Source organism: Sphingomonas sp. (assembly GCF_965248875.1).
GTDB lineage: Bacteria > Pseudomonadota > Alphaproteobacteria > Sphingomonadales > Sphingomonadaceae > Sphingomonas.
The window spans coordinates 48075-65526 of record NZ_CBDFKR010000011.1 but is presented as its reverse complement, the minus strand read 5'-3'; the positions used below and the strand labels follow the sequence as shown (position 1 = coordinate 65526).

Below are 17452 nucleotides of genomic sequence, written 5' to 3'. Positions count from 1 at the left end.
AAAGATCATAGCCTGGGTTAAGTGCGGCGCAATCGGCGTGGCACCGATCGGCTTTGCTGGCGTTGGCGGCCGTAAGGAACCATAAAAAGGGTTGCAGCGGTGAGCAATGACACGACACGCCGGACGGTAATCGGCGGCGCGGCGGCGGGCCTGGCCGCGGCGGCGGGCGGCACGCCCGCGCTGGCGCAGGGCGACGCCGCACCGCGTGCACGCGGCGGCAAACAGAACCCGCGCGACAAATATCCAAAGCCGCCCTTTCACGCGCAGTCGCAACCGTGGCCGGGGCTGGCGAGCCGGATGGACCCGCGGCCGGATCATGGCGAGACCAGCTATGCGGGCTCCGGCCGCCTGACCGGCCGCCGGGCGCTTATTACCGGCGGCGATTCTGGCATGGGGCGAGCCGCCGCGATCGCCTATGCCCGCGAGGGCGCGGACGTGGCGATCAACTACCTGCCCGAGGAGGAGCCCGACGCACGCGAGGTCGTCGACCTGATCCGCCAGGCCGGACGCCGTGCAGTGGCGATCCCCGGCGACATCCGCACGGAGGCGTTCTGCCGCCAGCTGGTGGATCGGGCGATAAGCGGGCTGGGCGGGATCGACATTCTGGTGATGAACGCCGCGCGGCAGCAGTCGATTCCGGTACTGGCCGACGTCACGACCGAAGAGTTCGACCGGACGATGAAGACCAACATCTACGCGCCGTTCTGGATCATCAAGGCGGCGCTGCCGCATCTGGAGCCGGGCTCGGCGATCATCGGCACCACGTCCGAACAGGCGTACAATCCCGACCCCGACCTTTACGCCTATGCACAGACCAAGGCGGCCACGATGAATTACGTCAAGTCTCTCGCCAAGCAGCTCGGGCCGAAGGGCATCCGCGTCAATGGCGTAGCGCCCGGCCCGATCTGGACGCCGCTGCAGGTCTCCGGCGGGGCGAGTCAGGGCAAGCTCGTCACCTTCGGCGCCACCGCGCCGCTAGGGCGGCCGGGCCAGCCGGCCGAACTGGCGGGCATCTATGTTCGGCTAGCGGAGGATGACGGCAGCTACACGACGGGCAACATCTACGGCGCCGGCGGCGGTCAGGGGCAGCCGTGATGCGCCGGCTGCTGCTCCTCACCGCATTGGTTGCGGGTGCCGCCGCAGGCCAGGAACCGAGACAGGACCCGGGCTCTCGCCAGACCCGCGAGTTCGTCCAGGCGGCAGGGCAATCTGATACCTTTGAGATGATGGAAGCCTATTCGGCGCTGGCCGAAAGCCGCGACGCGCAGGTCCGTTCCTTTGCGCAGGACATGCTACGCGACCACGGCCGGACAGCCCAGGCGCTGACCGCCGCGACGGCACGGGCAGGGCTGAAGCCGCCGCCGATGGCGCTCGGCAACGACCAGTCGCAGATGCTGGCGGCGCTGCAGAGCCAGCGTGGCGGCGATTTCGACCGGACCTACTGGAAGCAGCAGGCGCTGGCACACCGCGCCGCGCTGGTCGTGCAGCAACGTTATGCCGAGACGGGCGACACCCCCGCGGTGCGTCAGGCGGCGGCGGCGGCGGTGCCGATCGTCGAGGAGCATCTGGCGATGGCGGAGCGGATGGCAGCGACCGGGCAGTGACGTCGCGCGTCTGACCGGGCCGGGGTCACTCCACCGTGACGCTCTTCGCCAGATTACGCGGCTGATCCACGTCCGCGCCCCTGGCGACGCCGACATGGTACGCCAGCAGCTGCACCGGTACGGCGTAGACGAGCGGAGCGATCAGCGGGTGGACCTGCGGCATCTCGATCGTCGCAAGACATCCCTCGCCCGCCGCGGCGATGCCGGCGGCGTCGGAGATCAGCACCACCTTGCCGCCGCGTGCGCGCACCTCCTGCATGTTGCTGACCGTCTTGTCGAACAACGGGCCGGACGGCGCGATGACGATGACGGGAACGTGCTCGTCGATCAGCGCAATCGGCCCGTGCTTCATCTCGCCCGCGGCATAGCCTTCGGCGTGGATGTAGCTGATCTCCTTGAGTTTAAGTGCGCCTTCCAGCGCCAGCGGATAGTCGGTGCCGCGGCCCAGATACAGCACGTCGCGCGCGACTGCGACGGTATGCGCCATGTCGCGGATCGCGTCGTCATAGGCCAGCGCCTGGTTGATCGCGGCGGGCGCCTCCGCCAGGTGGCGCACGATCGCACGCTCCTCGTCGGGCGCCAGCTTGCCGCGCGCGCGCGCCAGATTGGCGGCGAGCGCGGCGAGCACCGCCAGCTGGCACGCGAACGCCTTGGTCGAGGCGACGCCGATCTCCGGCCCGGCGTGAGTGGGCAGCAGCAGGTCCGCCTCGCGCGCCATCGAGCTGGTCGGCACGTTGACGACCACCGCGATCTTCTGCCCCTCGGCACGCGCGTGGCGCAGCGCCGCCAGCGTGTCCGCGGTCTCGCCCGATTGCGAGATGAACAGCGCCAGCCCGCCCGCCTCCAGGATCGGCGCGCGGTATCGGAACTCGCTCGCGACATCGAGGTCGACGGGCACGCGCGCGAACTGCTCGAACCAGTATTTCGCGACCATCCCCGCGTAGAAGCTCGTCCCGCAGGCGACGATCGTCACGCGCTTGATCGTCGCTAGATCGAACTCCGGGATGGGCAGCGTCACCCGCTCCTCCATCCGCTGCAGGTACGAACGCAGCGTCTGCGCGACGACGATCGGCTGCTCGTAGATCTCCTTGAGCATGAAGTGCGGATGGTTGCCCTTGTCGATCACCTCGGCGACCGCGCCCGCCACCACCGCGCGCTCGACGGGGTTGTTGGCGCGATCGAACACCTGCGCGCCGTCATGCGTGCAGACCACCCAGTCGCCCTCGTCGAGGTAGCTGATCCGCTGCGTCAGCGGCGCCAGCGCCAGCGCGTCGGAGCCGAGGTAGCTTTCCCCGTCGCCATAGCCGATCACCAGCGGCGAGCCGAGCCGCGCGCCGATCAGCAGGTCGGGTCGCGCGCGGAACAGGATGGCGAGCGCAAACGCGCCATGGAGCCGGGGCAGCACGACCCGCACCGCCTCGGCCGGCTCGCGCCCCGCCTCGATCTGTTCGGATATGAGGTGCGCGACGACCTCCGTATCGGTCTCGCTGGTGAACTGCCGTCCACGCGCGATCAGCTCGTCGCGCAGCGGTTTGAAGTTCTCGATGATGCCGTTGTGGACCACCGCCACCTCCGCGGTCGCGTGCGGATGGGCGTTGTTGGTGGTCGGTCCGCCATGCGTCGCCCAGCGGGTATGCGCAATGCCGGTGTCGCCGGGTAGCGGATCGGCGGCGAGCGCCGTCGCCAGGTTGACGAGCTTGCCCGACGCGCGGCGGCGGTCGATCATCCCGTCATGGTCGGTCGCGATTCCGGCGGAGTCGTAGCCGCGATATTCCAGCCGCTTGAGACCGTCGAGTAGGCGTTCTGACACCGCCCCACAGCCCACGATCCCGACAATGCCGCACATACGCTCGCCTGTTCCTAACTGGTCGACGGCGACGCCTTACGGCGTTTGCGCGCCGAGTGCGACAGGCGCCGCCGATCGAATGTCCGCGCTTTCGACCGGAGCGCGACGGGTGTAGAGCCAATCGACTCGATACGAGCACCGGTCGCAAACTTCTTATCTTCCCGGTCGGCTTCGGCTGGATCTCAGAAGGATCGCGACCGTCTTCACCATCAACCTCGGCGATCGCAGTCCGCGCACGACGGTGCTGCAGGTACTGCTCAACAGCCATCGGTTCGCAGGGGCGAATGGACGACGGCTGAGGGTTGACGGCGAGTATGGACCGCAGACGCGGTTCGCCGTGGCCGCCGCGGGGCGCGCCACCGGCATCGCTGGCGATGGCGAGACGGCGCCGATCGCGCTGCTGCGTCAGTTGCTCACCGATGTCGATCTTCAGGTCGTCAGCTCGGTCGATATTGCCGACGCGCGGCTGCAGGCCGATGTGGATGTGCTCACCAGCAATTACGATGACCCGATTTTGCTGGGCGGCATGTGCAATGGGCTGGCGCAGATGGTGCAGGAGGTGCGGTCGCGCGGACGTCCGGGCAAAGTTGCGCTGCTCCGCTTCGACGGGCACGGCAATCTGGGTGAATGGCTGACGGTGTCGGTCGGCAACGTCGCGCATATCCGCCGCGGGGACGCGGCCGAGAAACAGGAATATGCGCGGATCGAGCAGGAAACGAACAGCTATATCAGCGCGCAGAACTTCAATCGGGTGAGCGGCGCCATCCAGCCGCTCCGCTCGGTTTTCGCGCCGTTCGGTTTTGCGGAGCATCGCGGCTGTACGCTGGGCGCGCGGCCGCAGACGCGGGCGATGCTGCAGCGGCTCGCGGACCTGTGGAACGTACCGATCCGCGTCGGCATCCAACGCCAGACGATCGGCCTGGCGCTCGAGATTTCGGGACCTGCGTTCACTGCCTATCCGCGCGGGCGCAATCTACACACTTGGTCCGAGCAGTTTCAGCTGCTCGACCTTCCCGGCGCGTCGCAAGCACCGAGGGCAAGTGCCGCCTCAACGCGCACCCCGCCATCCATCAGTCATCCCGATCTGGTCAGTCCCGGCTCTCACAGACCGGAGTAACGAGCAGGACGTGGCCGCGTCAGCGACGGTTCGCCTGCTTTCGCGCCTGCATCGCCTCGCGAAAGCGCTTCGCCCAGCCAGGCTTCGTCTGTTGCGGCGGGCGGACCAGCGCCAGCGCGTCGGGTGCGACGTCCTCGGTCACCACGCTGCCCGCTCCCACGATCGCGCCCGCGCCGATGCTCACAGGCGCGACCAGCGCCGAGTTGGAGCCGATGAACGCGCCCGCGCCGATGGTCGTGCGGTGCTTGAAGAAACCGTCGTAATTGCAGGTGATCGTGCCCGCGCCGATATTCGCGCCCGCGCCGATCTCCGCATCACCGAGGTAGGACAGGTGGCTTGCCTTCGCCCCCTCGCCCAGCGTCGCCTGCTTGACCTCGACGAAATTGCCGACCTTCGTGTTCGCGCCGAGCACCGCGCCGGGCCGGAGCCGGGCATAGGGGCCAACCTCGGCGCGCGGACCGACGGTCGCGCCCTCCAGATGCGAAAAGGCGTGGATCGTCGCGCCATCGGCAATGCTGACACCGGGGCCGAACACGACGTGCGGCGCGATCGTCACGTCGCGGCCGAGCACCGTGTCGTGCGCGAACCAGACGGTGCCGGGCGCGACCAGCGTCGCGCCGTCAGCCATCACCTGCGCGCGGCGGCGATCCTGCCAGGCGGCCTCGACCACCGCCAGCTCGGCGCGGCTGTTGACCCCCGCAACCTCGTCGGCTGCCGTCTCGATCACCGCCGACGGGCGGCCGGCGAGCATGACGATGTCGGGGAGATAATACTCGCCCGCGGCATTGGCGTTGCCGACCTGCGCCAGCCATGCGAACAGCTCCCTCGACCGAGCCGCCATCAGCCCCGAATTGCAGAGGATTACAGCGCGTTCCTGGGACGAGGCGTCCTTGAACTCCACCATGCGCTCGATCCGCCCGTCGGCAGTCGCGATCACCCGGCCATAGGCGGCGGGGTCGGCGGGGCGGAAGCCGAGCACGACGGTTGCAGGATCGTCCGCCGCCGCCAGCCGGTCGAGCATCCGCCGCATCGTCGCGGTCGTGACCAGCGGCACGTCGCCATAGAGGATCAGCACGTCGCCGTCGAAGCCCGCCAACGCCGCTTCGGCCTGGTGCACCGCATGCCCGGTGCCTAGCTGCTCGGCCTGGACGGCTACCTCCGCACCCAGTGGCGCGACCGCCGCCTCGACCTGTTCGCGGCCGGCGCCGACCACCACCACGGTACGCGCGGGCGACAGCGCCGCGACGCTGTCGAGCAGGTGGTGCAGCATCGCGCGCCCGGCGAGCGGATGCAGCACCTTGTGCAGGTCCGATTTCATCCGCGTCCCCTGTCCCGCAGCGAGGATGATGGCGGCGAGCGGACGCGTCGGCATGCGCGCGCCCTGCCACGAAGCCCTTGCCAAGGCCATAGCTCGCGCCCACCGCGGCGCCGGATGACGGACTTTTCACCAACGCGGTTCCCCTTCTCGATCGTTGGGTTCGATCTCGACGGGACGCTGGTCGACACCAGTGCGGACCTCGCCGCGGCGGTGAACCATGCGTTGACGACTGACGGCCGGGCCGCGCTGCCGGTCGCCGCGATCACGCCGATGATCGGCGGCGGCGCGCGGCATATGCTGGCGCAGGCGCTGGGCGGCGATGAGGCGGCGGTCGACCGGCTGCTGCCGGCGCTGCTCGACTTCTACGCGGCGAACATCGCGGTCCATTCACGCCCGTTTCTGCGCGTGGTCGAGACGGTCGATGCGTTGCGCGCGCTCGGCGTCATATGCGCGGTGGTCACCAACAAGCGCAGGTCATTCGCAAACAAGCTGTTGCAAGCGTTGGGGCTGCTCGACCGCTTCGCATGCGTGATCGGCGGCGATACGCTGGGCGCGGGGCGGAGCAAGCCGGCGCCCGATCCGATCCTGGCGATGATCGAGCAATGCGGCGGCGGCCGGGCGGCGTTCGTGGGCGACTCGGTCTATGACGTCATGGCGGCGAAGGCGGCGGGAACGCCGGTGGTCGCGTGCAGCTTCGGCTTCCTCGATCGCCCGGTAGCGGCGCTTGGCGCGGACGCGACGATAGACGATTACGCCCAACTCATTCCGGTGCTGACGCGCCTCGGCGCCACTTGATCCACAGGTGCCGCGCCAGCATTCCGGGCGGCATCCGAAGCCAGTGCGAGCGCGCGTAGAAGCCGAGCCGGGTCAGCGGCCGCATCGCCCTGCCCCAGCCGTCGCGCGCGAGCAGGCGGCGGCGGAACAGCGGGTCGGCGCTGTCCCAACCCTGCCAGGCAAGCGGGATTTCCGTGCCGAACAGCGTATGCGCCTGCCGCGCGGCGCGCAGCACTTGACTGCGCAGCCCATGCAGGGCGGCGCGCGCCTCCAGCCCGTCGACGCCGAATTCGTCGATCAGGCAGTGGATGTCCCACAAATTGCGCAACCCGCCCGCCAGATCGCCATCGGCGAACAGGTGCGCGGCGGCGTGGACGATCATGTCGGCGGGCGCGAGGACGGACAAGCCCCCCTCCCCATTGGCGCTCAGCGGCACGGCGTTGGCGATCAGCGCTTCAGGGTCGGGGGTCGGGCGGGCGGTAAGCGGCAGGATGGTGTGGTGGACGTCCGCCATCCGGTCGCGCTCGCGATGGATCAGCGGCGGCAGCTCGTGCATCCACCGGCGGTAATAAACGTCGTCATAGGGGTCTGGCTTTACCCACTCCCACCCCCGCGCGATCAGCGCCGCCTCGACGGCGTCGAGCCGGGCGCGCGGGACGAGCAGGTCGAGGTCGCCGATGCTGCGGCCCTGACCCGCCTTCAGCCCGGCGGCGGCATAGGCAGTGCCCTTGAGCAGGATCACCGGCACGCCCAACGGCGTGAGCGCGCGGCGCACCATCTCCGCCTCCCACAGCGCGCTCCGCCGCTGTTCCTCCGCCCAACCGCGCGCATCGGCGAGGATCGGGGCGACGCGCTCGGGCGCGGGCAGGCCGGTCAGCCGCCAAGCCAGCGTGCCGAACAGGTTCTCCGCGCGCGCGACGGTGAGCAAGGCGGTCCAGCCCGCGGCGTCGAGCGACAGCGCTTGCCCCGGCTCGGCGAGGATGCGGGCGAGGATTAGCGCTGCGCCCACAGCTCCTCCACTGCCGCCACGCCGGCGGCGCCATCCGGATAATCCACCGCGATCGCAGGTATCTGGCGGACGAAGCTCGTGAGCGCGCGAAACCCCGTCTCGCCGAGCGCCGCATAGTTCGTCGAGGCTTGGGTCAGCCGCGCAAAGGTCTCGCTGGGCAGCAGAGGGCGCGTCGCGGGCGGATAGCCGAAGCGCGGGAAGAGCAGGAGCTTCGGCGCGGCCACGGCGATGCCTGGGGGCACGGGCGCGATGTGACGGACGTTGCCCTTGGGCGTGGCGGTGAGAAGCGGACCCCAGCGTGCGCGCGGCGACGCGGCGGCGACGGCCGCAATACTCTGGTTCTTGAGGCTGATGAGCCGCGGGTGGGCGCGGAGCTGCGCCGCGTCGAGCGACAGGAAAGCGAATTCGTCACCGAAGAAATCCCAGCCCCGCCCCATCAACAGCGCCGCCAGTGTCGACTTGCCCGCGCCCGACTCGCCGGTCATCACCACCGCCCGGCCGTCGCGCGCGACGACGGCGGCGTGGAGCAGCAGGTGGCGGCGCCAGCCGAGCGCAACCTGCAGGTTCATCGCCATCTCCGCCGCAAGCAGGCCGTGGGCGAGCGGCAGCGGCACGGCGCCGGGCAACGTCAGGTCGCCCGCGATCGCCACCTGCGGGCGCAGCCAGCGCCGCCACGGCCACGGCGCCTCCAGCCGGATGGTGAAATCGGGCACGTCGACCTGCGGATAATCCGCGTAGAGCGCGTGGAGCTGATCCAGCGGTGCGCGCCAGTCGCTGCCGAGCCGATAACCGACCGGCCCGACCTTGAGGCTGAGTTGATGCCTCACGTGGTCTCGACCAGCCCCGCCGCCACCAGCTCGTCCAGCCGCGCCACGAGCGCATCGTCGGTGACATCGGGCAGGTCGTAAGCGACGGCGAGTTGGTCGCGCAGCTCGGCCAGTGTCAGCGGCTTGCTAGCAAGTGCCGCGAGCAGCTGCGGCGCGGGTTCGGCGAGCAAATGGGTGATCCCCGAGCGGCGATCGTAGAGCACGACGAACGGCTCCTGCTCGACGGTGACGCAAGCGTCGGCGGGCAGGGCGCGATAAACCGGCACAGGCAGCTGTGTATCCCGTTCGCCCCGAGCTTGTCGAAGGGCTCTACGACCGGCTCGGGCCGAACGGACCTGGCGGTCGCCCGCCTTCTACCCGCGCGGCATCTGCAGGCTGGCGAAGCAGGTGAAGCCGCCCTGGCCGCGCTGCAGCCGCCGGATATAGTTGAGATAGGCGCGGCTCGCGTCGCCCGATGCGTTGGGAAGCTGGCCGCCGGTGAGCGCGCGCCTGACGTCCTCGCCCCGGAACGGCGCGCCAGGCGGGGCGAAGGCACCGGGCGTGCCGGCGGCGACCGTCTTGCCGTCGGCGGCAATATAGCTGCCGGCGCGCGCGGTATCGGGCACCGGGATCTGGCAGTTGAGCACCGACCCCGTGGTCTGCGCCAGCGCCGGGCGCACCGACAGCACCGCGCTGGCGGTGACCGCGCCCACCATCAACGCACGCCGGGTCGCCGTGGGAGACGCCTTGCGGTCAGCCTGTTCGGGTGTATCGTCGCTCATCCCGTCCGCCTTGTAGGCATGAAGCTGTTTCACAAAGCGCAACGACGGGCAAGGCGCGTGCTGGTTCCTCTGGAAACGCTGGTGTAGCGCCGCGGGACATGCGACTCGCCACTACCGCCCGAAGCTGGCCCGCCGCCGCGCTGGCCGCCGGCGTCGCCGCCAGTGCCTTCACGCTGCTCGCGCTGGGCCGGCGGCAGGACGCAGAGCCGCCGTCCGAACGCAACGGACCGGCGCTCGGCGATGTGCTCGACGCGGTGGCGGAGCCGGTGCTGCTGGTCGAGGACTGGCGCATCACCCTCGCCAATCGCGCCGCGATCACGGTGATGGGCGCGGACCTGGTCGGCAAGGATGTGCGAGAGGCGATCCCCCACCCCGCCGCCGCCGAGCGGCTGGGCGACGCGGCGACCGACCGGATGGGTGACGACGGATCGCCGGTGGAGCTCAAGGGACTAGGCCCGCTCAAGCAGCGCTGGCAGATGCGCGTCAATCCGGTCGGTGGCGGCCGGCGGCTGGTCCATCTGATCGATCACACCGAAAGTCACGCCGCAGAGCGGATGCGGACCGATTTCGTCGCCAACGCCAGTCACGAACTGCGCACCCCGCTGGCGGCGGTACGAGGCTTCATCGAAACGCTGGAGGAAGCGGGCGACGACCGTGAGGCACGGCAGCGCTTTCTGGCGATCATGGGCGCGGAGGCGCTCCGGATGCAACGACTGGTCGAGGACCTGATCTCGCTCTCCCGCATCGAGGCGGAGAAATATCGCCTGCCCAACGAGGCGGTCGACCTGGGCGGGCTGATCGCGGAGGTCCATGCCGAGCTAGTCCGCGGCGGCGATGGTCGTGGGCGCGACATCGTGTTGGCGCTGCACCCGGTCAGTCACGTTACCGGCGACCGCGCGCAGCTGTCGCAGGTCATCCACAATCTGGTCAGCAACGCGATGAAATACGGTCGCGCGGGCACGCCGGTCGAGATCGCGCTGAGCGGCGACGGCGGGGAGGTGCGGCTCGCCATCACCGACCGCGGCGAAGGCATTCCGGCCAAGTACATCCCGCGCCTGACTCAACGCTTCTATCGCGTCAACAAGGGGCGCAGCCGCTCGCTGGGCGGCACCGGGCTGGGGCTGGCGATCGTCAAGCACATCGTCGAGCGGCATCGCGGGCGGCTGCTGATCACGTCCACCGTCGGGCTGGGTTCGACCGTCGCGGTAACGCTGCCGGCGCGCGCAAAGGCCGCTGTCACGAAAGTGTCAGCTGTCATCAAACCGTCATCGGCCGCGCCCAAAGCTCGCGCTGCAATGCCGGCAAAAGGATAGTCCATGCCCCGGCCCCATATGTTGCTCGTCGAGGACGATCCCGCGATCGCCGAGCTGCTCCAATGGCATTTCGCGCGCGAGGATTTCGATATCGCGCAGACCGCGGACGGCGAGGAAGCGCTGCTATTGGCGCGCGAGAAGACGCCTGACATCGTCCTGCTCGACTGGATGCTGGAGACGCTGTCGGGGCTTGAGGTCTGCCGCCGCCTGCGTCGCCAACCCGAAACCGCGAATGTGCCGATCATCATGCTGACCGCGCGCGGCGAGGAGGAGGACCGCGTCCGCGGGCTCGACACCGGCGCGGACGATTATGTCACCAAGCCCTTCTCTCCCCGCGAGCTGGTGTCGCGCGTGAACGCGGTCCTGCGCCGCGTCCGCCCGGCGCTGGCGGGCGAGATGCTGACCTATGCCGATGTCGAGATGGACTTGGGCTCGCACAAGGTGAAGCGCGCAGGCGAAACCGTGCCGCTGGGGCCGACCGAGTTCCGGCTGCTCAAGCATTTCCTGGAGCATCCCGGCTGGGTGTTCTCGCGCGAGCGGCTGCTCGATGCGGTGTGGGGGCATGACGCCGATATCGAGGCAAGAACGGTCGACGTTCACATCCGGCGGCTGCGCAAGGCGATCAACACCGGCGACCGCGCGGACATCATCCGCACGGTGCGTTCGGCCGGCTACGCGCTCGACTCGGGCAGCTAGCCGCACGGCCCTCCCGGTTCACCGATTCGGCACCGTAACGATGGAAACCTCCGGCGCTTGAGGCGTTGGATGGCCGCGCTGAACACAGGGCGCTGCCCTATCCATGAGGAGTTCCCGGATCATGAAGATGCTGTTCCTGGCCGCCACCGCGCTGCTCACCGCGCCCGCACTCGCCCAGACCACGCCTGCCACTCCCGATCAGACGATGCCCGCAGGCCAGACCATGCCCGCAGGCCAGACCACGCCCGACACCGGCACCCCCGCCGCCGCCCCCGCGGATACCGCGACGCCGCCGATGGCCGGCCAGACTAATACCGCGCCGATGACCACCGGCACCGATCCCGTCGGCGGCTATCAACCCGCGGCCCCCGCGCTGAGCGGTCCCGCCCAGCCCGGGACGACGCCCATCTTCCGGCAGGCGCCGACCCCGGCGGAAGCCTATCCGGCCCCTGCCCCGATGGCGAGCTATCCCGTGTGCCGCCCGGGTCAGTTCGACAAATGCATGCAGGGGCCACACTCGACCCACTCACGCCAGGTGCACGGTCGCGCTTCGCGCTGAGCCGCGGATTGCTCGCGGTTGCACCGCGCGCCGCCATCAATAAGGAAGGGCGCTCCAGCACATCAGGAGCGCCCTTTTCATGTCAATTCGTTTCGACGGCCGCGTCGCGATCGTCACTGGCGCCGGTGGCGGCCTCGGCCGTCAATATGCGCTCGAACTCGCGCGCCGCGGCGCCAAGGTGGTGGTGAATGACCTGGGCGGGGCCCGCGACGGCACCGGCCACTCTGACGCGGCGCTCAAGGTCGTCGAGGAGATCGAAGCGTTCGGCGGCGAGGCGATGTCGAACGGCGGCAGCGTCGCCGAATACGACCAGATGGTGGAGATGGTCGCGCGCGCCAAGGAAAGATGGGGCGGCGTCCACGTCATCATCAACAATGCCGGCGTGCTGCGCGACAAGACCTTCGCCAAGATGGAACCCGCCGATTTCGAGTTCGTGATTCGCGTCCACCTGATCGGCTCCGCCTTCGCCACCAAGGCGTGCTGGGACACTTTCCGCGAGCAGAATTACGGCCGCGTGCTGATGACCGCATCGTCGACCGGGCTGTTCGGCAATTTCGGCCAGGCCAATTACGGTGCGGCCAAGATGGGGTTGGCCGGGCTGACCAAGACGCTCTACATCGAAGGTGCGAAACACGACATTCGCGTCAACACGCTGGCGCCGACCGCGGGCACACGGATGACTGAGGACCTGTTTCCGGCCGAAGCGTTCAAGCTGTTCGACCCTGCAAAGGTCGTCCCCGCCGCACTCTTTCTGGTGTCGGAAGACGCGCCGACCAACCAGATCGTCGCCTCGGGCGCGGGCGTGACCGCGACCTCGTACGTAACGCTGACGCCGGGCAAGCTGCTGACCGGCGACGACCTGTCGCCCGAGGGCGTCGCGGCGAACTGGGCGGCGATCAGCGACCGAACGGGAGAGATCGTGCCCAAGACGGGCAGCGAGCAGGGTATGATGGCCGCCAAGGCGTTGCAGGCGGGGTAACCACCACGACCGCGCGGTGCCGTATTGCTACAACAACACACCCTATGCTATGACCTTCTGCGAGGGAGAGCATCGGCATGTACAGCGAAAGCGACATCGACGCGGCGGTTGCGGCGGGGGCAATCACGCCGGACGCGGCGGCGTCGCTGCGCGGGCATGTGGCGAGCCTGCGCGGCGCGCCCGCGGTCGACGAGGAGCAGTTCCGGTTGTTGACCGGGTTCAACGACATCTTCGTGTCGATCGCCTGCCTGCTGCTGCTCGCGGCCGTGGCGGGGATAGGCGGGGCGATTGCGGCGGTGCTGGCGCCCGCGGCGGTGGCTGGGACCGCCTGGGGGCTGGCCGAGTATTTCACGCGGCGGCGGCGGATGGCGCTGCCGTCGATCATCCTGCTCCTCGCCTTTGTCGGCGGCGTCGCGGGAACGCTGGGCGTCGCACTCGCCAACGATACCATCGGCAATTGGATCAAATCGCTGAGCAGCGACCAGAATGTCCAGATCGGCGTAGCCGCGCTGCTTGCAGCGCTGGTCGCCGCCGCAACCGCGGGGGCGGCATGGCTGCATTGGCGGCGCTTCATGGTGCCGATCACCGTCGCGGCGGGCGCGGTTGCGGTGGTCGGCGTGGCAATGGCGCTGATCGTCGGGCTGATCCCGCCGGCGCGCAACGCGGTGCTGCCGCTGGTGCTGGTGTCCGGCGTGGCGATGTTCGCCTTCGCGATGCGCTGGGACATGAGCGACCGCGAACGGCGAACGCGGCGATCGGACGTCGCCTTCTGGCTGCACCTCGCCGCCGCGCCGATGATCGCGCACGCGCTGTTCAACATGCTTGGCGTTTTCCGCGACCAGATCGGGCTGGTCCAGGCGGTGGTAGTGCTGGCGCTCTACATGGCGTTCGCGCTGGTGGCGCTGGCAGTCGACCGGCGCGCCTTGCTGGTGTCGAGCCTCGCCTATGTCCTGTTCGCGCTCTACACGCTGTTTCAGCAGGCCGGCGCGCTGGAACTGTCGGCGGCGTTCACCGGACTGGTGATCGGCTCGGCGCTGCTGCTCCTCAGCGCCTTCTGGCACGCCGCGCGGCGCTACGTGGTGGCACTCCTGGGCGGGGTCATCGCCCAGCGGCTGCCGCCGGTGCAGATGCTGCCGGCCTGAACCTTGCCGCTACGCCGCCGGGACGGGCTGCTGCAGCCAGCGGTCGAGCCGCTCGGTGAACTTGCCGATAACCTTGCGGTGCAGGCGGAAGCCGAGCCAGCCGAAGCCGGGATGACGAAACGCGATCAGCGCCTCGTCGGCCACCTTGCTGGTCCCGACAAGATAACCGGGGTCGACCTCGACGTCGGTCAGCCGGGCGCCCTGGTCCAGCTCGGGCGCGACCTCGTCGAGCAGCTGTGCCCTGCCCTGGGCCAGCGCGTGGATCAGCTCGTCCAGTTCGGGAGCCTCCAGCCGCGCGCCGAATAGCAGGCGATCGTCGTCGCCGGCGATGGTGAGGAGCACCGCGTTGCGATCGCCCTCGACGGTGAGGCTAAGTTGATGCGTGGTCACGACGAACAGGACGCTTCAACCGGCCATCGCGTTCCCGCCTATTACTCGACCAGCTTCATCAGTCGCCGCTCGACGGGCGCCAGAACAGGGCCGAGTTCATGCCCGCGCTTTACCACCTGTCCTGCTTCGCCGATCAGCGCCCACATGCCCTGCTTGCCGCGCAGGCCGGGTCGCTTCTCGATCCGGAACTCCGGCCGCTCGGCGGCGCGGCGAAAGGCGGCGAACACCGCGGCGTCGCGGCCCAGCTCGATGGCATAATCGCGCCACTGCCCCGCGGCGACCATGCGCCCGTAGAGATCGAGGATGCGCGTCAGCTCGATCCGCTCGAACCCGATCTGCGTCGCACGGCCAGGCTGCGGAAACGGCGTGACGATGCCCATCAGGCGCGCTTCTGCTCCTCCTCGACGAGTAGCAGGGCGCTCAGGATGTCGAGCCGCTTGCGCAGCGTCTCCAGTTCGCAGCGGAGCAGCTCGACCTTCTGCGTCTGCGGATCGAATAGTTCTGAGCAAGGCGTGCCATAGGCCAGAAACTTCGCCTCGCCTTTGCCGCCCGCGATCGTGGTCGGGCGCGCCGGAATGCCGACCATTACCGCGCCCTCGGCGACATCCTTGGTCACTACGGCATTGGCGCCGATCCGGGCACGCGCACCGACGGTGATCGGCCCCAGCACCTGCGCGCCCGAGCCGATAATCACGCCGTTCGCCAGCGTCGGGTGGCGCTTGCCGGCCACGCCGTTGTCGGGGCTGGTGCCGCCCAGCGTAACGCATTGGTAGATGGTGACGTCGTCGCCTATCTCCGCCGTCTCGCCGATGACGACGAAGCCGTGGTCGATGAAGAAGCGGCGGCCGATCTTCGCACCTGGATGGATGTCGATCGCGGTCCAGGCGCGCGCGCAGTGGTTGACGAAGCGCGCCAGAAAGAACAGCCGCCCGCGGTACAGGCGATGCGCGATCCGGTGAAACGCCAGCGCCGCGACACCCGGGTACAGCAGCACCTCCGCGCGGCTATGCGGCGCCGGGTCACGCGCGCGGATCGAGTCGAGATAGGCCCCCAGGCGGTTGGGCATCTGCTGTGTCCCTCTATTCAGCCGGCACTTATGATCGCTTGCGCCGAATTGCGAGGGGCCGCGCATCCATTTGCTTGCCTGCTCTCGACCGGCTTGCGACAAGTTGGGCAATGAGAGTTTTGCTTTCCGTCGCCGCCCTCCTCGTCACTGCACAGCTTATCGGCGGGTGCGCGCGGCCGGTCGAACAAATCCGGGTTGCGCCGGCAGCTGCGGTGGTCGGTTCGACGCCACGTCCGGGGCCGGTCGGCAACCCGCTGATCGGCGGCGTTGCAATGCCGGTTGACCGCCGCGTCGGCGCCGCAGTCGCGGCGGCGCCGACGCTGACGACGCTGTCACGCGCCGTGCAGGCGGCAGGTATCGCGACGCTGCTGGACGGGCCCGGGCCGGTAACGCTGTTCGCGCCGACCGATGCGGCATTCGCCAGGCTCGCGCCGGGAACGATCGACACGCTGCTACGGCCGGAGAACCGTGGGGCCCTCGACAAGCTGCTGCGCCTGCACCTGGTTGCTGGTCGGGTAACCTCGACCGACCTGCTCCGCCGCATCGGTACGGGCGACCGGACGCTGACGACGCTGAGCGGCGAGACGCTGACGCTGAGCCTGACGGGCGCGATCGTGACGCTAACCGATGCCGGCGGCGACAAGAGCTATGTCGAGACGGCCGACGTACGGCTGGCGAACGGCATGCTGCACGTGGTCAACGGGGTGCTGGTCCCGCGACTCTAGACGCTGTCGGAAAACCTAATCCTTCGCGGCGTGCAGAGGATTTTCGCTCCACCGCGCCGCCGCGGCATCGTCGCTAGCGCGCGCCTCTATCCATCGCGCCTCGCCGCCCCTTGTCTCGCGCTTCCAAAAGGGGGCGTCGGTCTTGAGCCGGTCGATCAGAAAGCCGCACGCCGCCAGCGCCGCCGTCCGGTGCGGCGCGGCGGCCGCGACAAAGACAATGCGCTCGCCCGGGTGCATCGGCCCGACGCGGTGAACGACCGTGGCGCCCAGCAGCGACCAGCGCGCGGTCGCCTCCTCGCACAGCGTAAGCAGCGTGCGCTCGGTCATGCCGGGATAATGCTCGAGTTCCAGCAAGCCGACGCTCCCGTCGTCATGGAGGTCGGCACGCACCAGCCCGGTGAAGGTCGCGACCGCCCCCGCCCCGTCGCTTTCGATCGAGACCAGTTCAGCCACGATATCGATCGGCTCGACCTGCACCGCGGCGCGGATCACCCGCCCGTCACCGGTGGGAACAGCGCGACCTCGCCAGGCGCGCCGAGGTCCGCATCGAGCGGCACGAAACGGCCGTCGATCGCCGCACGCAGCCTGCCGCGATCCGTGAAGGCGGCGGCGTGCGCCGCGCTGTCCCTCGCCAGCCAATCGACCAGCGCCGACACCGTTGCGACCTCTGGGGGCACGTCGAGCAGTTCCTCGCCGACGCCGATCGTCTCGCGCACGCTTGCAAAATAGAGGACGCGCAGCACGCGCGTCAGTCCATGTGCTTCAGGCCGACGCGCAGATAGTCCCAGCCGGTGACCAGCGTCAGCACCGCTGCGCCCCACAGGGTCGCCAGCCCAACATCCTTGACCAGCGGCACACCCGGTACCGCGCCAGCAAGGATCAGCGCGCCGAGCGCGACGAGCTGGAACGTTGTCTTCCACTTCGCCAGTCGCGACACCGGCACCGACACCTGCAGCCCGCCCAGAAACTCGCGCAGGCCGCTGACCGCGATTTCACGCAGCAGGATGATAAGCGCGGCGATAACGCTGAACCCGGCGATGTCGCGTGTCGCGCAGAGCATGAGCACGACGGCGGCGACCATGATCTTGTCGGCGATCGGATCGAGGAAGATGCCGAGTTTCGATACCGCACCCTGCGCCCGCGCCAGATAGCCGTCGAAATAATCGGTGATGCCCATCGCGCAGTACAGCACAAAGGCCGCGGCATAGCCCCATTGCCAATGCGGCCACCACAGCAGCGCGACCAGCACCGGCAGCGCCACGATCCGCGAAAGGGTGAGTAGGTTGGGCAGCGACAGCACATCCCGCCTCTACCGGGATGGCGGTG

22 protein-coding genes are annotated in these 17452 nt (G+C 69.2%); 10 read left to right on the top strand and 12 right to left on the bottom strand.

Annotated elements, in window-relative coordinates; translation table 11 throughout:
• Nucleotides 1–99 precede the first annotated feature (99 nt).
• Both ACP2AD_RS07270 and ACP2AD_RS07265 read left to right on the top strand, forming a co-directional pair.
• Nucleotides 100–1095, top strand: a complete 996-nt coding sequence (locus ACP2AD_RS07270; protein WP_425229421.1) for an SDR family oxidoreductase — start codon at nucleotides 100–102, stop codon at nucleotides 1093–1095.
• Nucleotides 1095–1604 (top strand): DUF4142 domain-containing protein, encoded by a 510-nt coding sequence (locus tag ACP2AD_RS07265; RefSeq protein ID WP_425229420.1) that lies wholly within the window; start codon nucleotides 1095–1097, stop codon nucleotides 1602–1604. Before ACP2AD_RS07270 ends, ACP2AD_RS07265 begins: the two co-directional genes overlap by 1 nt.
• A 25-nt stretch (nucleotides 1605–1629) precedes the next feature.
• Here ACP2AD_RS07265 and glmS read toward each other — a convergent pair whose 3' ends face one another.
• Complete coding sequence (gene glmS, locus ACP2AD_RS07260; RefSeq protein ID WP_425229419.1) at nucleotides 1630–3450, bottom strand: glutamine--fructose-6-phosphate transaminase (isomerizing); 1821 nt, start codon at nucleotides 3448–3450, stop codon at nucleotides 1630–1632.
• 241 nt (nucleotides 3451–3691) lie between these two features.
• Here glmS and ACP2AD_RS07255 point away from each other — a divergent pair, with 241 nt between their 5' ends.
• The gene (locus ACP2AD_RS07255; protein WP_425229418.1) at nucleotides 3692–4567 is read left to right on the top strand and encodes a hypothetical protein; all 876 of its coding nucleotides are present in this window, start codon (nucleotides 3692–3694) and stop codon (nucleotides 4565–4567) included.
• A gap of 19 nt (nucleotides 4568–4586) precedes the next feature.
• Here the strand turns inward: ACP2AD_RS07255 and glmU are convergent, their stop codons facing one another.
• A complete protein-coding gene (glmU, locus tag ACP2AD_RS07250; RefSeq protein WP_425229417.1) occupies nucleotides 4587–5939 on the bottom strand; it encodes a bifunctional UDP-N-acetylglucosamine diphosphorylase/glucosamine-1-phosphate N-acetyltransferase GlmU in 1353 nt (450 codons plus the stop codon).
• A 60-nt stretch (nucleotides 5940–5999) separates the two neighbouring features.
• Here glmU and ACP2AD_RS07245 point away from each other — a divergent pair, with 60 nt between their 5' ends.
• Nucleotides 6000–6680, top strand: a complete 681-nt coding sequence (locus ACP2AD_RS07245; RefSeq protein ID WP_425229416.1) for an HAD-IA family hydrolase — start codon at nucleotides 6000–6002, stop codon at nucleotides 6678–6680.
• On the opposite strand, the gene ACP2AD_RS07240 is transcribed toward ACP2AD_RS07245, so the two are convergent.
• From ACP2AD_RS07240 to ACP2AD_RS07225, 4 genes are all read right to left on the bottom strand, one after another.
• Nucleotides 6646–7668 carry a nucleotidyltransferase domain-containing protein gene (locus ACP2AD_RS07240; protein WP_425229415.1) on the bottom strand — a complete coding sequence of 341 codons (1023 nt, stop codon included), beginning with the start codon at nucleotides 7666–7668 and terminating at the stop codon, nucleotides 6646–6648. The genes ACP2AD_RS07245 and ACP2AD_RS07240 overlap by 35 nt on opposite strands.
• On the bottom strand, nucleotides 7653–8495 hold the full coding sequence (locus ACP2AD_RS07235; protein WP_425229414.1) for an HprK-related kinase A: 843 nt from the start codon (nucleotides 8493–8495) through the stop codon (nucleotides 7653–7655). Before ACP2AD_RS07235 ends, ACP2AD_RS07240 begins: the two co-directional genes overlap by 16 nt.
• Nucleotides 8492–8761 (bottom strand): HPr-rel-A system PqqD family peptide chaperone, encoded by a 270-nt coding sequence (locus ACP2AD_RS07230; RefSeq protein WP_425229413.1) that lies wholly within the window; start codon nucleotides 8759–8761, stop codon nucleotides 8492–8494. The genes ACP2AD_RS07235 and ACP2AD_RS07230 overlap by 4 nt, the downstream gene beginning before the upstream one ends.
• A gap of 87 nt (nucleotides 8762–8848) precedes the next feature.
• On the bottom strand, nucleotides 8849–9256 hold the full coding sequence (locus ACP2AD_RS07225) for a hypothetical protein (protein ID WP_425229412.1): 408 nt from the start codon (nucleotides 9254–9256) through the stop codon (nucleotides 8849–8851).
• A 98-nt stretch (nucleotides 9257–9354) separates the two neighbouring features.
• Here ACP2AD_RS07225 and ACP2AD_RS07220 point away from each other — a divergent pair, with 98 nt between their 5' ends.
• From ACP2AD_RS07220 to ACP2AD_RS07200, 5 genes are all read left to right on the top strand, one after another.
• Nucleotides 9355–10569 carry an ATP-binding protein gene (locus tag ACP2AD_RS07220; RefSeq protein ID WP_425229411.1) on the top strand — a complete coding sequence of 405 codons (1215 nt, stop codon included), beginning with the start codon at nucleotides 9355–9357 and terminating at the stop codon, nucleotides 10567–10569.
• 3 nt (nucleotides 10570–10572) lie between these two features.
• Nucleotides 10573–11265, top strand: a complete 693-nt coding sequence (gene phoB / locus ACP2AD_RS07215; protein ID WP_425229410.1) for a phosphate regulon transcriptional regulator PhoB — start codon at nucleotides 10573–10575, stop codon at nucleotides 11263–11265.
• 121 nt (nucleotides 11266–11386) lie between these two features.
• Entirely contained in the window at nucleotides 11387–11824 is a 438-nt protein-coding gene (locus ACP2AD_RS07210) for a hypothetical protein (protein ID WP_425229409.1), read from the top strand.
• A gap of 79 nt (nucleotides 11825–11903) precedes the next feature.
• Entirely contained in the window at nucleotides 11904–12803 is a 900-nt protein-coding gene (locus ACP2AD_RS07205) for an SDR family NAD(P)-dependent oxidoreductase (RefSeq protein ID WP_425229408.1), read from the top strand.
• A 77-nt stretch (nucleotides 12804–12880) separates the two neighbouring features.
• Complete coding sequence (locus ACP2AD_RS07200) at nucleotides 12881–13945, top strand: hypothetical protein (protein WP_425229407.1); 1065 nt, start codon at nucleotides 12881–12883, stop codon at nucleotides 13943–13945.
• A gap of 9 nt (nucleotides 13946–13954) precedes the next feature.
• Here the strand turns inward: ACP2AD_RS07200 and ACP2AD_RS07195 are convergent, their stop codons facing one another.
• Genes ACP2AD_RS07195 through epsC form a run of 3 tightly spaced genes read right to left on the bottom strand, consistent with a single transcriptional unit; the run spans nucleotide 13955 to nucleotide 15401 of the window.
• Nucleotides 13955–14335 carry a hypothetical protein gene (locus ACP2AD_RS07195; RefSeq protein ID WP_425229406.1) on the bottom strand — a complete coding sequence of 127 codons (381 nt, stop codon included), beginning with the start codon at nucleotides 14333–14335 and terminating at the stop codon, nucleotides 13955–13957.
• Nucleotides 14336–14376: 41 nt separating this feature from the next.
• Nucleotides 14377–14715, bottom strand: a complete 339-nt coding sequence (locus ACP2AD_RS07190) for a DUF2794 domain-containing protein (RefSeq protein ID WP_425229405.1) — start codon at nucleotides 14713–14715, stop codon at nucleotides 14377–14379.
• Nucleotides 14715–15401, bottom strand: a complete 687-nt coding sequence (gene epsC, locus ACP2AD_RS07185) for a serine O-acetyltransferase EpsC (RefSeq protein WP_425229404.1) — start codon at nucleotides 15399–15401, stop codon at nucleotides 14715–14717. Before epsC ends, ACP2AD_RS07190 begins: the two co-directional genes overlap by 1 nt.
• 110 nt (nucleotides 15402–15511) lie before the next feature.
• Here epsC and ACP2AD_RS07180 point away from each other — a divergent pair, with 110 nt between their 5' ends.
• Nucleotides 15512–16126 (top strand): fasciclin domain-containing protein, encoded by a 615-nt coding sequence (locus ACP2AD_RS07180; protein ID WP_425229403.1) that lies wholly within the window; start codon nucleotides 15512–15514, stop codon nucleotides 16124–16126.
• Nucleotides 16127–16141: 15 nt separating this feature from the next.
• On the opposite strand, the gene ACP2AD_RS07175 is transcribed toward ACP2AD_RS07180, so the two are convergent.
• The 3 genes from ACP2AD_RS07175 to pgsA are packed head-to-tail and all read right to left on the bottom strand — an operon-like array spanning nucleotide 16142 to nucleotide 17426.
• Complete coding sequence (locus ACP2AD_RS07175) at nucleotides 16142–16618, bottom strand: molybdenum cofactor biosynthesis protein MoaE (protein ID WP_425229402.1); 477 nt, start codon at nucleotides 16616–16618, stop codon at nucleotides 16142–16144.
• Complete coding sequence (moaD, locus tag ACP2AD_RS07170) at nucleotides 16615–16866, bottom strand: molybdopterin converting factor subunit 1 (RefSeq protein WP_425231112.1); 252 nt, start codon at nucleotides 16864–16866, stop codon at nucleotides 16615–16617. Before moaD ends, ACP2AD_RS07175 begins: the two co-directional genes overlap by 4 nt.
• Nucleotides 16867–16874: 8 nt before the next feature.
• Complete coding sequence (gene pgsA, locus ACP2AD_RS07165; protein WP_425229401.1) at nucleotides 16875–17426, bottom strand: CDP-diacylglycerol--glycerol-3-phosphate 3-phosphatidyltransferase; 552 nt, start codon at nucleotides 17424–17426, stop codon at nucleotides 16875–16877.
• Nucleotides 17427–17452 lie beyond the last annotated feature (26 nt).